18 protein-coding genes are annotated in these 13288 nt (G+C 30.6%); 8 read left to right on the forward strand and 10 right to left on the reverse strand.

Annotation, left to right across the window (positions count from 1 at the left end; all coding sequences use genetic code 11):
• The 4 genes from B5E87_RS15640 to B5E87_RS08795 all read right to left on the reverse strand — a co-directional run.
• A partial coding sequence (locus tag B5E87_RS15640) for a transposase family protein (RefSeq protein WP_143746892.1) occupies window positions 1-295 on the reverse strand: 295 nt, incomplete at its 3' end.
• Between the two features lie 96 nt (window positions 296-391).
• Window positions 392-808, reverse strand: a complete 417-nt coding sequence (locus B5E87_RS15695) for a DUF6431 domain-containing protein (RefSeq protein WP_353477938.1) — start codon at window positions 806-808, stop codon at window positions 392-394.
• Between the two features lie 329 nt (window positions 809-1137).
• Entirely contained in the window at window positions 1138-1518 is a 381-nt protein-coding gene (locus B5E87_RS08790; protein ID WP_087244556.1) for a hypothetical protein, read from the reverse strand.
• On the reverse strand, window positions 1493-1639 hold the full coding sequence (locus B5E87_RS08795) for a helix-turn-helix transcriptional regulator (RefSeq protein ID WP_087298223.1): 147 nt from the start codon (window positions 1637-1639) through the stop codon (window positions 1493-1495). Before B5E87_RS08795 ends, B5E87_RS08790 begins: the two co-directional genes overlap by 26 nt.
• Before the next feature lie 209 nt (window positions 1640-1848).
• Here B5E87_RS08795 and B5E87_RS08800 point away from each other — a divergent pair, with 209 nt between their 5' ends.
• Window positions 1849-3459 carry a nucleoside kinase gene (locus B5E87_RS08800; protein ID WP_087244558.1) on the forward strand — a complete coding sequence of 537 codons (1611 nt, stop codon included), beginning with the start codon at window positions 1849-1851 and terminating at the stop codon, window positions 3457-3459.
• Window positions 3460-3495: 36 nt separating this feature from the next.
• Here B5E87_RS08800 and B5E87_RS08805 read toward each other — a convergent pair whose 3' ends face one another.
• From B5E87_RS08805 to gpr, 3 genes are all read right to left on the reverse strand, one after another.
• Window positions 3496-3780 carry a hypothetical protein gene (locus tag B5E87_RS08805; protein WP_087244559.1) on the reverse strand — a complete coding sequence of 95 codons (285 nt, stop codon included), beginning with the start codon at window positions 3778-3780 and terminating at the stop codon, window positions 3496-3498.
• Window positions 3777-4487 (reverse strand): stage II sporulation protein P, encoded by a 711-nt coding sequence (gene spoIIP / locus B5E87_RS08810; RefSeq protein ID WP_087244560.1) that lies wholly within the window; start codon window positions 4485-4487, stop codon window positions 3777-3779. Before spoIIP ends, B5E87_RS08805 begins: the two co-directional genes overlap by 4 nt.
• A gap of 88 nt (window positions 4488-4575) precedes the next feature.
• The gene (gene gpr, locus B5E87_RS08815; protein ID WP_087244561.1) at window positions 4576-5544 is read right to left on the reverse strand and encodes a GPR endopeptidase; all 969 of its coding nucleotides are present in this window, start codon (window positions 5542-5544) and stop codon (window positions 4576-4578) included.
• A gap of 122 nt (window positions 5545-5666) precedes the next feature.
• Between gpr and rpsT the strand changes: the two genes are divergently transcribed.
• The 6 genes from rpsT to B5E87_RS15260 all read left to right on the forward strand — a co-directional run bounded on the left by rpsT (window position 5667) and on the right by B5E87_RS15260 (window position 9439).
• Window positions 5667-5930, forward strand: a complete 264-nt coding sequence (gene rpsT, locus B5E87_RS08820; RefSeq protein ID WP_087244562.1) for a 30S ribosomal protein S20 — start codon at window positions 5667-5669, stop codon at window positions 5928-5930.
• A 104-nt stretch (window positions 5931-6034) separates the two neighbouring features.
• Entirely contained in the window at window positions 6035-6352 is a 318-nt protein-coding gene (locus B5E87_RS15700; protein ID WP_087244563.1) for a DUF6442 family protein, read from the forward strand.
• Window positions 6353-6361: 9 nt separating this feature from the next.
• The gene (locus tag B5E87_RS08830) at window positions 6362-6682 is read left to right on the forward strand and encodes a DUF6442 family protein (protein WP_087244564.1); all 321 of its coding nucleotides are present in this window, start codon (window positions 6362-6364) and stop codon (window positions 6680-6682) included.
• Between the two features lies 1 nt (window position 6683).
• On the forward strand, window positions 6684-6902 hold the full coding sequence (locus tag B5E87_RS08835) for a helix-turn-helix transcriptional regulator (protein WP_087244565.1): 219 nt from the start codon (window positions 6684-6686) through the stop codon (window positions 6900-6902).
• A gap of 50 nt (window positions 6903-6952) precedes the next feature.
• Window positions 6953-8740 carry an oligoendopeptidase F gene (pepF, locus tag B5E87_RS08840; RefSeq protein ID WP_087244566.1) on the forward strand — a complete coding sequence of 596 codons (1788 nt, stop codon included), beginning with the start codon at window positions 6953-6955 and terminating at the stop codon, window positions 8738-8740.
• Between the two features lie 102 nt (window positions 8741-8842).
• On the forward strand, window positions 8843-9439 hold the full coding sequence (locus tag B5E87_RS15260) for a helix-turn-helix domain-containing protein (protein ID WP_206080708.1): 597 nt from the start codon (window positions 8843-8845) through the stop codon (window positions 9437-9439).
• 128 nt (window positions 9440-9567) lie between these two features.
• Here the strand turns inward: B5E87_RS15260 and B5E87_RS08850 are convergent, their stop codons facing one another.
• On the reverse strand, window positions 9568-11211 hold the full coding sequence (locus B5E87_RS08850; RefSeq protein WP_087244567.1) for a hypothetical protein: 1644 nt from the start codon (window positions 11209-11211) through the stop codon (window positions 9568-9570).
• A 175-nt stretch (window positions 11212-11386) separates the two neighbouring features.
• Between B5E87_RS08850 and ispG the strand changes: the two genes are divergently transcribed.
• Window positions 11387-12448 carry a flavodoxin-dependent (E)-4-hydroxy-3-methylbut-2-enyl-diphosphate synthase gene (gene ispG, locus B5E87_RS08855; RefSeq protein ID WP_087244568.1) on the forward strand — a complete coding sequence of 354 codons (1062 nt, stop codon included), beginning with the start codon at window positions 11387-11389 and terminating at the stop codon, window positions 12446-12448.
• A 49-nt stretch (window positions 12449-12497) separates the two neighbouring features.
• Here the strand turns inward: ispG and B5E87_RS08860 are convergent, their stop codons facing one another.
• Both B5E87_RS08860 and B5E87_RS15200 read right to left on the reverse strand, forming a co-directional pair.
• Window positions 12498-13004 carry a hypothetical protein gene (locus B5E87_RS08860; RefSeq protein ID WP_087244569.1) on the reverse strand — a complete coding sequence of 169 codons (507 nt, stop codon included), beginning with the start codon at window positions 13002-13004 and terminating at the stop codon, window positions 12498-12500.
• 94 nt (window positions 13005-13098) lie between these two features.
• Window positions 13099-13269, reverse strand: coding sequence for a hypothetical protein (locus tag B5E87_RS15200; RefSeq protein WP_164483489.1), 171 nt, complete (start codon window positions 13267-13269; stop codon window positions 13099-13101).
• Window positions 13270-13288: the final 19 nt, after the last annotated feature.

Raw genomic sequence — 13288 nt, forward strand, 5'->3', positions numbered from 1 at the left:
TTGGACATCTATATCTGCGAGCTCTGTAATTGATGATGCATTTCTTGTTTGTCAGTATGGAATGGTTGATATGCTTGACACTATAGTCCTTGACTCTGTCTGTCATGTTGAGGCAGACAGGACACTGGTGGGGCTTCTTCTTCAGTGTCACATCAATATAGATACCATCCTTTTGATGATGGATATCGAATGTTTCGATATCCTTGTCCTCGATATTGAAGAAAACAAGGAAATCATTCTGGGAAATGATGCAGCTGGACATGGTCGTGGTATTATCACACATCGTCATCACCATCCAAAGCCAATAGAATCTGTAATTTCATAAAACATCCCGTCCTTTCTTTTTCTACATCTTCATGATAGAGGAAATGGAAGCAGAAAGACATAAAGGTCATGTGGTTTGAAAAGAGAAATACAGTTTTCTGGAAAATTTCTTATAGATGAGCAGTTCATCTATTGGGCAGTTGCCAAGCTTAACGATGAAATAGTATATGTGAGACAGTTCGATAATAAGATGATCTGTTGAATCAGAAAGAATGGAAACAATATCATCGAAGGAGACAGCAGATAGGAAAGGAATCATGGGAAAAAGAAGCAGCGCATGAGTTTTGCCGCAATGAGGGCATATGACTCTCTGGATGTTGATGGAGCTGTCCTTGAAGTTTCTTTTATAGTAGCCATGAACAGACAAGCCTCTATGAGAGCATTTTGGACATGACAGAAGAGACAAATCCAGTGAAAAGATAACATTGGAATAATTTTTTTGATTAATGGTATTGATTTTTCTGCTGGTTTTTAATATTATCATATTGTCGTTAGGACAAGATGAGACTCAACTTTGGTCGGGAGGGTTTCATCTTTTTTTCTTTCTATAGATTTCAGAAGATATATCCTGATAATACCATTATAGAATTTCCCGTGATTTTAAACCAGCATAAGAGAAAACAAAAAAAGAGATTTCCCGTAAAACTTATTCGTTTTGGGAAACCCCGTGACTTCTTAGACTATCTTCTTTTTTTAATCATAAACATATGATTACCAATAATTTCATCATAAATGAGCTAAAAAATATACAAATAAACATTTATATTCAAGATAAAAAAATGAATCCGCATCTTAATTATCAAACTTTTATATCTAGTGAATATTCTTAAGCTTCATTCGTCTTGCTTTTATCTTTCCAAGAACACCCGACAAGTACATTGCAATCACAATTAACATACCAAAGTCCAAACCCAGCCCTGCACTTGCTATATATTCGTATAAACTGTCTGGTGTATTCAAACCTAATGTTTCAATTACTAAAAACGCTATCATTCCTAACAAAGCAGCAATCGTTAACCAAAATAATTTTATCTTTATTTTTTGATTTATTGTTTCCGCATAATTCGATAACTTTAATACTGTTTCTTTGACTTCTTCATTCATTTTCTCACCCTTCCTTTCTCCATCAATAATTTCAGGGATACCCACATTATAGAACTCAGCCAAATTAATCAAAATACTTATGTCCGGCATATTTGTGCCTCTTTTCCCAATTTGAAATTGTCTGTCGTGTGACGTAAATTTTATCAGCTAACTGTTCCTGTGATAAATGTAGTTGATCACGATATTTCTTGATTTGTTGTCCTATTTCCATTGTATTTCCTCCTCTTTTCATACTTATTATATAATGTCTTTATTTACAATGTCTAATACCTATAATAAATATTTATCATGCTTACAAAGCATGTTTTATCATTAATGCTTTTCTTGTATTCCTTGCATCAATTCCATATATTTTTATGATATTATACATATCAATCATTGTGAAAACATGGTAAGATATTTGATAGAGGAAGTGTTAATATGTTACTGACTATTCATCAACATAAAATTGAAATCAATCAGCCTACAAGTTTAGAAACAATTACGAAAAAGTATTTTCCAGACCAGCAGATTTATGCTGGTATAGTGAATGGGAAATTATACGAACTCAATCATATTATTGAAAATGATGCGACTATTGAATGGGTCGATGAACAAAGCATCATTGGTAAACAAATCTATGAAAGAACACTCACATTTGTTTTTATTGTGGCGACAAAACAATTATTTAAAGATGCTGTGATTCATGTTGAATTTACGTTTCAGGATGGACTATACTGCTCTATTCAAAAAAAGGAAAGTCTGACACCACAGGATGTTGATCAAATCAAACAAAGAATGTTAGATTTGATTCAAAAACACTCCAAAATAACACGTCATGTCATGCCACAAAATCAGGCTATTGACTTTTTTAAACAAAATCATCATGAAGATAAAGCTCATTTATTACAATATCGTTCAAAAGACACATGCAGTATTTATGAAATGGAAGGCATTTATGATTATTTTTATGGTTTTATGCTTCCTGATGCTTCATATCTCAAACAGATTTCTCTACAGTTCTTTGCGCCAGGATTACGTTTAGGACGTTATGATATCACTTTTCAACACTATAAACTTTTCCAGATTATGAAAGAATATGAAGAATGGGGTGAGTTAATAGATGTTCCTACTGTCGCAAAGATGAATGAAAAAATTGTCAAAGGTCAAATCAATGAACTAATGTTAATGTCAGAAGCGATGATTGAAAAGAAATTAGCAGAATTAGCAACATATATAGTCAAAGAAAAAGAGCATCTCAAAATGATTTTAATTGCAGGACCTAGTTCTGCAGGCAAGACAACTTTTTCTAAGCGTTTAGGTATTCATTTAAAAATATTAGGGATGAGCCCTATCACAATTTCTATGGATGATTTTTATTTGAATCGTACACAAACTCCTAAGCTTCCTGATGGCAGTTATGATTTTGAAAATATTGAAGCTGTGGACTTAAAATGTTTCAATGAAACCATGCTTCATCTGATTCATCATAAACCTGTTTATTTACCTCGTTATCATTTTCAAACAGGTTTCAGAGAATATGATAAACATCCTACTGTATTATCTGATCGTCAAATTCTTATCATTGAAGGTATTCATGGATTAAATCCACGTACTTCTTACTATATACCTGAAAATGCGAAAATGAGAATATATATCAATGCTTTAACTCATTTAAATTATGATAATCATAATCGTATTCCAACATCGGATTATCGCCTGATTCGTCGTATTGTCCGTGACTATCAGTTTAGAAATGCTGATGCTACAGAAACAATCCGTCGTTGGAAAAATGTAAAAAATGGAGAAGACAAATATATTTATCCTTATCAGGAAGAAGCTGATGCTATTTTTAATACATCTATGGTATATGAGCTCGCTGTCTTAAAACCAATTGCTCAAAAGTTATTATTACAAGTATCCCCAGAATCTAAAGAATACATTGAAGCTAATCGTCTTTGTAAACTGCTAGATTACTTTGTAGAAGCCAAAGTGAGTGTACCACAAACTTCAATTCTCGCTGAATTTGTAGGTAATTCTATCTTTCAATAAAAAAGATGTCGATGTGTTTAACATACCGACATTTTTTCATGAAATAAACAGACTAATAAAATCAGAAAATATTTTTGCGATAAATTCAATAATATTGACACACCATTGACTCAATGTTTCCATCATTGTCCCCACACGATTATCTGATGTATCCTGTAAAGTAATGACTGACTGAATTTCTTTTCTTGAAGATACATCTTCTTCAAACTGATCAATCTGTCTTTCAAACAAAGTTCTAGATACCTGATGATCACCAAAGAATAAGCTCATCACACATATAAGAAGCAATACACAGCATAAATCAATCCAAAACTGTTTCATGCACTTAAATATTCATCTAAAACCATTGCTAAAATATTCAAAGAATTTTGAACTTCTTCATATGTGTTTTCATTTGCTCCAACTTCTATTAACACCATATTATCAGTAACACCTTGATTATAATGACTTTGTTTAAGATAAACACCTCGACATATTTTAGGAATCTTTTCATTCAACATATCAGCCAGTTTTTCACAACGTTTATTGACTGCACTGTAATGAGAACTTCCCTTTCCCACAACAAACATTAATTTTGCATAATTTTTATGATCCACAGTAATTGTTGATAAGTTCTTTTTAATAGAATCCCTATGAAAATCAATAACCAAATCATACTTTCCATGTTTTTCAACTGCCTGTGTTAAATACTTTTGTGAAACACTATATGATTTGGCATAATCAATATGATTTTTGGTTTTATACAATTCAAAATCCGTTGTTTCATAATCGACTTCATAACCTCTGTTTTCTAACAATTGCATTAAATAACGACTCCCTTCTTTCACTGACTTTGTTGCATACTCTTCACCTTGATGCGTATTATAAATATAAATTGATTTTCCATTAAGCTGCTTTTTCACATTGGTTGTTGTTAATGAAGACACAACATTTTCAACACTTTCACTATAAATGCTTTGAAAAGGAAGATTGAATAAAATCACAATCACCACAACTATTTTGAAAATAATTTTTATATTTTTATTCATAAAACCTTCCCTCCTCTAACTATACAATGAACTATATGCAAAAAAAGTTATTTTTAGTACATAAAAAAGAAATTCATAAAAGAATTTCTTAATAAGTTATACTATTAATACTTGTTGATAATAATTTAGATAACATTTCAATATCAAAATCAATCTGTTTATCACTCATAACAAATTGATTTTCAATGGGATTTAAAACTTCATTTAATAATTGGATACGCTTTTGTTCACTTAACTGTCCAATTTCTCCTAATATCAAACGTCTTTGTACTTCATTCAATCGTCCTTCATAACGCTTACGTTTTCCTACCTTTAAGGCTGTTGAAGGATCTAAAGATTCTTTAAAATAACCCTCCAACAGATTATAAACATCACTCACTAAACTAGAAACATGAATGACTGTTGGTACACCAATAGCCAAAACAGGAACACCCATTGTTGCTTCACTTATATTTTTACGATGATTGCCAATCCCACTTCCTGGATATATACCCACATTATTCATTTGAATTACACGACAGATCTTTTCATAACTTTGTGCACACAATGCATCAATAGCGATAACCAGATCAGGCTGAAATTCCTGTACCAATGCCAACAACAAATCGGCTGTTTCCATACCCGTATGTGCCATTACCCCTGGGGCAATACACATCGTATCATAATACTGATGACGATGTCTTTCTTCGATAGAATAATGATGCGTGGCACGAATCTGATTCAATGTTCTCGGTCCAATCGCATCACTTGTGAGAGTGGGATTTCCCAATCCTATCCATAAGATAAGCGGATCTATTTTCTTGACCTTCTCTTTAATAAGGAGAGATAACTGCTTTTGAAAATGTTGTGAAATTTTTTCAAAATCCTGATAATCAGGAAAACTGATTTCAATATATTTGCCTATATCATGAGGATAAAGAGGACTGGTCTGTAATATTTCAAATGTTTCAATAGAAATATCTCCATCTTGTTTTTGATGATGTTTATAATCTTTCTCTCGTGTTGCATAAGCCAATGATTCTATGGCTAAATCGCTACGTGTATAATATTTATTCATATTCTCACCATTATAAGCATTACCAAAATTAAAAAAATATAATCAATTATCAATAAAACATTGCATTTATCATCTATTTTTGGTAGAATAACATGGCAAAAGTCAAAGTGAGGTGAAAGATAATGGCAAACATGAAACAACAAATCAAACGTTATAAAAATGACAACAAAAAACGTTTAATCAACAATTCTTATAAAAGTGCTTTAAAAACAGCAATTAAAAACGTAAAAGCTGAAGTTGAAGCTGGAAATAAAGAAGCTGCAATTGCTGCATACAATGTAGCTGCATCTAAATTAGATGCTTCTGTCAGCAAAGGAATTCATCATAAAAACTATGCTAGCAGACAAAAATCTAAATTAGCAAAATTAGTGAACTCTATCGCTTAATGAGATAGAGTTTTTTATTTATCTTGTATGTCAAGTTTTCTTGACATACATTTTTTATCATCCTATAATAAAAGTGTAAAGAAAACTTGACATGAGGTGATATAATGCATAAAGAAGATATTTTAAAAAAGAATCAAAAAACAATGAATAAAGAATATGACTTTTTTCTTGATCAAAAAACACTTCCTATATTAATGACTGTTTTTATCATTTTGTGTTTTGCAATGATGTTGTTCTCTTTTATAACCCCATTCCAGCAGGAAATCTTTTATACCTCAACAACCCTGTTATTGACGTTTCTTGCAGCATACTTTCTTGCTTATTTCTATTATTTACGTATATCGAAATACTTATATATAGGCCTTTTCTTCCTTGTTTTCTTGATGTTTTCTGTAAGTTATCTGTGGTTATTGATTTGGTAGGTGAAACATATGGATAAAAATAAAATTCTTGATTTATATCGTCATGAAAAAGATGAAAGACAAGTTCAATGCCAAAGAAAAGCGTTATTGAAAGGTATGTCTTTTCTTGTAACTGTTGCTCTCACATTGATGTTCTTTTCTTTTGAATTTCAGGAAGTTCCAACAGTCTTTTATACCATTTATATCTTGATTATGCCTATAGCTGGATTGTCATTGAGTATGCGTGGTTGGTATGATAAAAATAAATTCTATTTCATATGTGGGCTTGGTTTGATTGTTCTTTGTCTTATCAATGGTTATCAATATATATCTATCATGGTTGGCGTTTAATATGAATGAAAAATTAGTACTTAAAAATCATTTAAGAAAAGCAAGAAATGAAAAAGGACTCTCACAAATGGAATTGGCCAATATGGTTGGTGTATCAAGACAGACAATCTCATCTATTGAAAATGGACAATTTAATCCTACTGCTAAACTGGCATTAATTTTATGTATTGCATTAGATAAGACATTTGAAGAAATCTTTTATTTTGATATATCAATTTGACTTTCGTTAGTCATAGGATTATCATGTGTATATGCAAAAAGGAGGAACATATGGAACGTAAAAGTATTGCAATTGAGGATACATGGGATTTATCTCGTATCTATGCAAATAAACAGGAATTTTATACAGATTTAGAAAAAGCAAAAGATTTATTATCATCTTTGCTTCAACAAAAAGATTCTTTTTTAGAAAATGATGATCAATTCTTAAAGTTTCATCAAGATGAAACAATGTTATCTCGTTATATTCAAAAATTACATTGTTTTGCGCATTTACATTGTGATGTTGAACCTAATAACCAGGAATATCAAACAATGTATGCCGCCATTCTTTCATTCTATGATCAAGTGACTTCATCTTTAGATTTCTATACTGTTATGATGATTGAAAACAGTGATAAAGTTGCTCAATATCTTGAAGATGAAAAATTAGAAGATTATCGTTATAGTTTACAGGAAGTTTTAAGACAAAAAAAGCATGTCTTATCACAGGAATTAGAAACTATTATTTCTAAAACATCTTCTATTTCTGATATTTCTTCTCAAGTGTTTGATGCTTTAAGATTAGATTATGACCCTGTTCATGTAGATGGAAAAGAAAAAGTCTTAAACAGTGCAACCCTAACAGAATTTCTTAAAAACAAAGATCCTAAAGTCAGAAAAGAAGCGTATCATAACTTCTTTAAAGAATATAAGAAATTTGAAAATGTTTATGCTGCAACATTATCTGGTGTTATGAAAAAAGATGCATTTTATGCTGATGTGAAAAACTTTGAAGGACCATTGGAAGCCAGTCTTTTTGATGATAATGTACCAACATCTTTATTCTTTAAAATTTTAGAAAAAGCAAATGTACAATATCGTCCATTATTTCATCGTTATAACGCTTTAAAAAAGAAGATTTTAAATCTTGATACGATGTATAATTATGATTTGAATATTCCTTTGGTTCAATACCAGACAAAAAAATACACAATTGATGAATGTTTTGATATTATTTTAGATGTTGTTCAAATCTTTGGTGAAGATTATGTCAACATCATCAAAAAAGCCAGAGAAGAAAGATGGATTGATTATTATCCACATGCTGGTAAACGTATTGGTGCCTATTCAAGTGGCTGCTATGATACAAATCCATATATTCTTATGAATTTTATTGGTGATTATAATTCACTTTCAACGATGATTCATGAATTAGGTCACAGTGCCCATAGTTATTTATCTTGTCATCACCAGTCACCAGTGAATTGTGATTATCGTATTTTTGTCGCTGAAGTTGCTTCAACAGTCAATGAAACATTGCTCATTAACTACATGTTAGATCATGCTTCAAGTGAAAAAGAAAAAGCCTATTTCTTATATGAACTCCTAGAAAATTGTGTTGGTCTTATTTTCAGACAACCTATGTATGCTGACTTTGAGCATATTTTACACACATGGGCTAAAGAAGGAAAACCAATGTCATCACAAATGATTACAGATTTGTATTATACTAAAAACGCTGAATATTATGGACCAGAAATAACAATGGATGAATATGTAGGTTATTCTTGTTATTATATTCCTCATTTCTATTATAACTATTATGTTTATAAATATACTTTAGGAATGACTGTTGCTTTAGCCATTGTCTCACGTTTATTAAATGGTGATGAAAAACAAAAAGAAGCTTATCTCAACTTCTTAAAATCAGGTGGCAGCAAAGATCCTGTTGACCTTTTAAAAGATGCTTTAGTCAATCCTTTAGAAGATCAATTATACGATGATGCTTTCCATTATTTTGAAACAATTTTAAATGAATTTGAAAAAATTATCCTAGATATGTCAAGCACTTTGTAATAAAGTGCTTTTTTTATAAAGCAACTGATAGTTGACAAAGAGTTGGTGGTCTTTTGAATATCATTTGATATAATGATTATACAATGAAAGGTGGTTTATCAAATGTCATTAGGTCAAAATATAAAAAAGAAGAGACAGCAAATGAAATTATCTCAAGAATATGTTGCTGAAAGATTAGGTGTTAGTAGACAAGCTGTTTCAAAATGGGAAACAAACCAAAGTGAACCCTCAATGAAAAATCTTATTGAACTTGCTGAATTGTTCCAAATCAGTTTATCTGAACTTACAGATACAAAAGATTCACACATACCAATCATCAATCAGCATGTCAAATGTTCTTATTGTGGAAAAGAAGCTCGATATTTTTTAGACCAGACAAAAACTCAAGCCTATTGCTCACAAACATGTCAATTGGCACATACTGAAGCTTTAAACAAAATCCAAAAACAACTGAAATGGTTTTATCTTGGTATTATCTTATCTATTCTCCTTTTATTAACAAGTGCTTTATCTCTTTTACCATTTCAAAAAAACATAACGACAGGATGTGGTATGTTATGTCTAGGTATGACACTCATTCTATTTCCCTTTTGTACACCTGAAACCTATCAAAAATTTGGCTATCTTAAGAGCACTCAAATTGGACGTTTTTTAGGCTTTCTCGTTGAATTATATGCTCTTTTTATACTATTTCTATGAATAATTAAAGCAGTGTTTCCACTGCTTTTTCTTCTTGAAATAGAAGTATATTCAAAGAATAAAAAATCCCTAAAATCAATATAATCATCAATAAAAAACCATCGACATATATGATGATATGTTTACTTCTATTCAATCGTATATCCTATTTGTTTAATCATTGTTGTGATATCTTCTTGTGATAATGTCTGTTGTAACAATGAAGAAGCGTTTGACATTTTCATTACAATTCCATGATCTACAATCATAAATCCCTTTGATGAATAGGCTAATTGTAATTGATTTTCTTTCTTCTTATAATGATCATAACAGTCTTTTTGATCTTCAAAAGCTTTTGTAGCATCCTCTTGTGCATAATATGTATAAATTCTTAAATAAGGGTTATTATAAGTTCCTGTTTTTTCCATATCCGTCAAAGAATCAACTGCTATATATTCAGGTGAAAGACGTTGTTCCCAATTCCCTAAAATATGATTTTTTTCTTCAACATAAGGCTGCATTTGATCTAAGACAACTTGTCTTTGTTTCATCATCGCAAAAACTGCTTCTACATCATATGGAAAAGATGCCAAGAAAGCCTGCCATAATCCTATAGCTATACATACAAATACAACAAAAACAGTCCATTGTACACTATATTGATAAACTTTAGGGAACTTCTCATTTGATGCATATAACCCTTGATGTTTTTTCAAATAGAATTGTTGATGACGTAAATATTGTCTTTTGATTTCACTGATACGTGTCTTTATAATTGTATAAAGACCCCATACAATTGTTAAACAAATACAAAAAGAAATGACTTTTACGAATTCTAAATCTAAGATTTCTAAATAATAAAATAATGGAAAATGACTGACAATTCCATAACAAAAATCTAAAAGACTATAAATCCAATCTCCCAAAGGTATATATTCTAAAATATTTTTTAATCTTAATGCACTCACAGCCTGAAAATTTCTATAATAAGAAATCAAAAGAGCTGTTGATATATAGATAGGCATTGAAAATGCACCAAAAATATTTTTAATACTATTTGTAAAAGTACGAATGTATAAAATGATTTGTTCTTTTTTTGTTAAATCTTGAACAGTCCCTTCTACAAGTTCATGATTTTGAGCAATTTTGATATAGGCATAATAATAGCGTTCAAAAAAATGATGGTTTCGTCTAGTATGTATTCTTTTTTCAAAAGATTGACGAATATAATCCCAAGGATCATCTTGACAACACTGTAAACTGTGATAACAATCATCAAGACTCATTTGTATTGATGTTTGTTTTTGATAATCTTTTTTAAATAAACTGATTATATATAAAGTCGTAAATAACACAATAAAAAGAAATGTTAATCCTACAATACATAAAAATATCGGTGAAACTTGTTGAAAATAAGTGATTGTTTCTGTTGGAACACGAAAGAGCCCCTCCAACAAACTTACTCCTATTTCACTAATCAACTGATAAATCGCATTAAAAAAATCAATTGCGAAAAACAGATAAGCAACCCCTGTTGCACAGATCATTGATCCTGATACAATAAATAAGATTGCAAATAATAGCCAACTGATTACATTCCATACACTATAGATTTTAGTCATAATCTGACGATACTGATATAAAAATGTATGTAACTGTGTCTGATTATTTGTTGATATCTGTTGATATGCTTTTTCTAATTCTTCGTTATCATTGTCTGTTTTCAGTTTTTGATACAATTCATCAACAATATGCTGATTACGAAAAAAAAGTATATCTTCATACTTGATCATAAATTTCCTCTCCCTCCTTTGGTTAGTATAGCATAACGGTCGAAAAAAGGAAAATATTGTTTATTGATTTTCGATAACTATAATATATGATAAAATCACTCTCAATAGAAAATAGGGAATAGATTTATTTTTTGAATAACTTCGTGTATAATAAAAACAGAAACGAGGTTAGATTATGTTAAGAACAGAAACAAGATCATTTCAAATTGGACATTTAACAATGGGTGGCAATAATCATGTCATTATTCAATCTATGTGCAATACCAAAACAAAAGATGTAGAAGCAACTGTCAAACAGATTCATGAGTTGGAAAAAGCAGGTTGTGAAATGGTAAGAGTGGCGATTTTTGATAAAGAGGATGCATCAGCAATTGCTGATATCAAAAAACAGATTCATATTCCTTTAATTGCTGATATTCATTTCGACTATCGTTTGGCTTTACTGGCAATTGAAAATGGTATTGATAAAATTCGTATCAATCCTGGTAATATTGGTTCTATGGATAAGGTTAAAGCTGTTGTAGAAGCCTGCAAACAACATCATATTCCTATTCGTATTGGTGTCAATGGTGGTTCTTTAGAAAAAGATATTTTAGAAAAATATGGAAAACCAACGGCACAAGGGATGATTGAAAGTGCCAAAAAACATGTTGATATTTTAGAGTCATTAGATTTTCATGACTATGCCATTTCTTTAAAATCATCCAATACTTTATTAACCATCGAAGCTTATACTCTTGCCAGTCAAACTTTTGATTGTCCTTTACATATTGGTGTTACAGAAGCTGGCACAAAGCTTGGTGGAACGATCAAATCAAGTTTAGGTATTGGTACATTGTTATATCAGGGTATTGGTAATACCATTCGTGTCTCTTTAAGTGCTGATCCTGTAGAAGAAATCAAAGTTGCTAAAACATTATTAAAGGAATTAGAACTGATTGATCATGTTCCAACTTTGGTATCATGTCCAACTTGTGGTCGTATTCAATATGATTTGATTCCAGTCGCAAATGAGATTGAAGATTTCTTGAATACTATCCATGCTGATATCACAGTCGCCATCATGGGATGTGCAGTCAATGGCCCTGGTGAAGCAAAACATGCTGATATTGGTATTGCCGGTGGTGTTAAAGAAGGTTTATTGATTAAAAAAGGTGAAGTTATAAAAAAAGTCAAACAAGAAGACATGGTCCAAGTCTTAAAAGATGAAATACTCAAAATGATAGAAAAGCAATGACAAAAAATCATTGCTTTTTTATATTGGCGTTTTTTATTTCTACTATCTTTTATAAATCCCATTTGATTTGATATATACATCGTAATAAATCATCCCAATATTTCTGTGATTTCCAAAGAATTTGACTCTTATTTATATCTCCAAGTTCAATATCAAAAAGAACATTTTTTATATCATTCTCAAAAAATATCCATCTGATTCCATTTGTATAAAGAACCTTTTTAAACGATTGAATATGTCCATTTAACTGTTCATCATTTCCATCAAGTGAAACTGTTGGCATTTTTACTTCAATACATCCATATAGCTTCGCATTACTGTCCTTTTCTCTTGCCAATACAACAAAATCCGGGAAACCTGCTTGCCCATAAAACTTCATTGAAATATCACTTTTTCTCCTTGCAGATACATCTCGTATAGATAATGGAGATGTATTTGGTGATTCTCTTATCATACTTGCTACAATGGAATAAAGCTCAATTTCTACACCAGCATTTTGAATCAGTGCTAATTCTATTTCTTCTTTATAATATTCAAAATTTCTTAATACCGACACACTTTATCCTCTCCATTTTTATCATTTCATTAAACGATCTTGGACAATCCTCATAGTTTATTATCTTTAAATAACATCTTCTTACTCACATTTGTCAATGATTGTCTTTTTTTATTTTTAAAAAACCAATCAGAATCAAAATAATACCTAAAATAGCAATGGGAATATAAACCATATTTGGAAGCCTATAAACAAATTTATCTATCCCAGACATCACAATATAAATGACAATTCCTAAACTTATAAAAATATTCTGATTTTTCATAGTCTCATCTCTCTTTCAA

Source organism: Massilimicrobiota sp. An142, assembly GCF_002160725.1.
Classification (GTDB): Bacteria; Bacillota_I; Bacilli_A; order Erysipelotrichales; family Coprobacillaceae; genus Allocoprobacillus; species Allocoprobacillus merdigallinarum.

Bases quoted from the DNA above. Each gene is read 5' to 3' on its own strand.
- B5E87_RS15695 (WP_353477938.1), bottom strand. From the start codon at position 808: ATGATAATATTAAAAACCAGCAGAAAAATCAATACCATTAATCAAAAA.
- B5E87_RS08790 (WP_087244556.1), bottom strand. From the start codon at position 1,518: ATGCCGGACATAAGTATTTTGATTAATTTGGCTGAGTTCTATAATGTG.
- B5E87_RS08795 (WP_087298223.1), bottom strand. From the start codon at position 1,639: ATGGAAATAGGACAACAAATCAAGAAATATCGTGATCAACTACATTTA.
- B5E87_RS08800 (WP_087244558.1), top strand. From the start codon at position 1,849: ATGTTACTGACTATTCATCAACATAAAATTGAAATCAATCAGCCTACA.
- B5E87_RS08805 (WP_087244559.1), bottom strand. From the start codon at position 3,780: ATGAAACAGTTTTGGATTGATTTATGCTGTGTATTGCTTCTTATATGT.
- spoIIP (WP_087244560.1), bottom strand. From the start codon at position 4,487: ATGAATAAAAATATAAAAATTATTTTCAAAATAGTTGTGGTGATTGTG.
- gpr (WP_087244561.1), bottom strand. From the start codon at position 5,544: ATGAATAAATATTATACACGTAGCGATTTAGCCATAGAATCATTGGCT.
- rpsT (WP_087244562.1), top strand. From the start codon at position 5,667: ATGGCAAACATGAAACAACAAATCAAACGTTATAAAAATGACAACAAA.
- B5E87_RS15700 (WP_087244563.1), top strand. From the start codon at position 6,035: ATGCATAAAGAAGATATTTTAAAAAAGAATCAAAAAACAATGAATAAA.
- B5E87_RS08830 (WP_087244564.1), top strand. From the start codon at position 6,362: ATGGATAAAAATAAAATTCTTGATTTATATCGTCATGAAAAAGATGAA.
- B5E87_RS08835 (WP_087244565.1), top strand. From the start codon at position 6,684: ATGAATGAAAAATTAGTACTTAAAAATCATTTAAGAAAAGCAAGAAAT.
- pepF (WP_087244566.1), top strand. From the start codon at position 6,953: ATGGAACGTAAAAGTATTGCAATTGAGGATACATGGGATTTATCTCGT.
- B5E87_RS15260 (WP_206080708.1), top strand. From the start codon at position 8,843: ATGTCATTAGGTCAAAATATAAAAAAGAAGAGACAGCAAATGAAATTA.
- B5E87_RS08850 (WP_087244567.1), bottom strand. From the start codon at position 11,211: ATGATCAAGTATGAAGATATACTTTTTTTTCGTAATCAGCATATTGTT.
- ispG (WP_087244568.1), top strand. From the start codon at position 11,387: ATGTTAAGAACAGAAACAAGATCATTTCAAATTGGACATTTAACAATG.
- B5E87_RS15200 (WP_164483489.1), bottom strand. From the start codon at position 13,269: ATGAAAAATCAGAATATTTTTATAAGTTTAGGAATTGTCATTTATATT.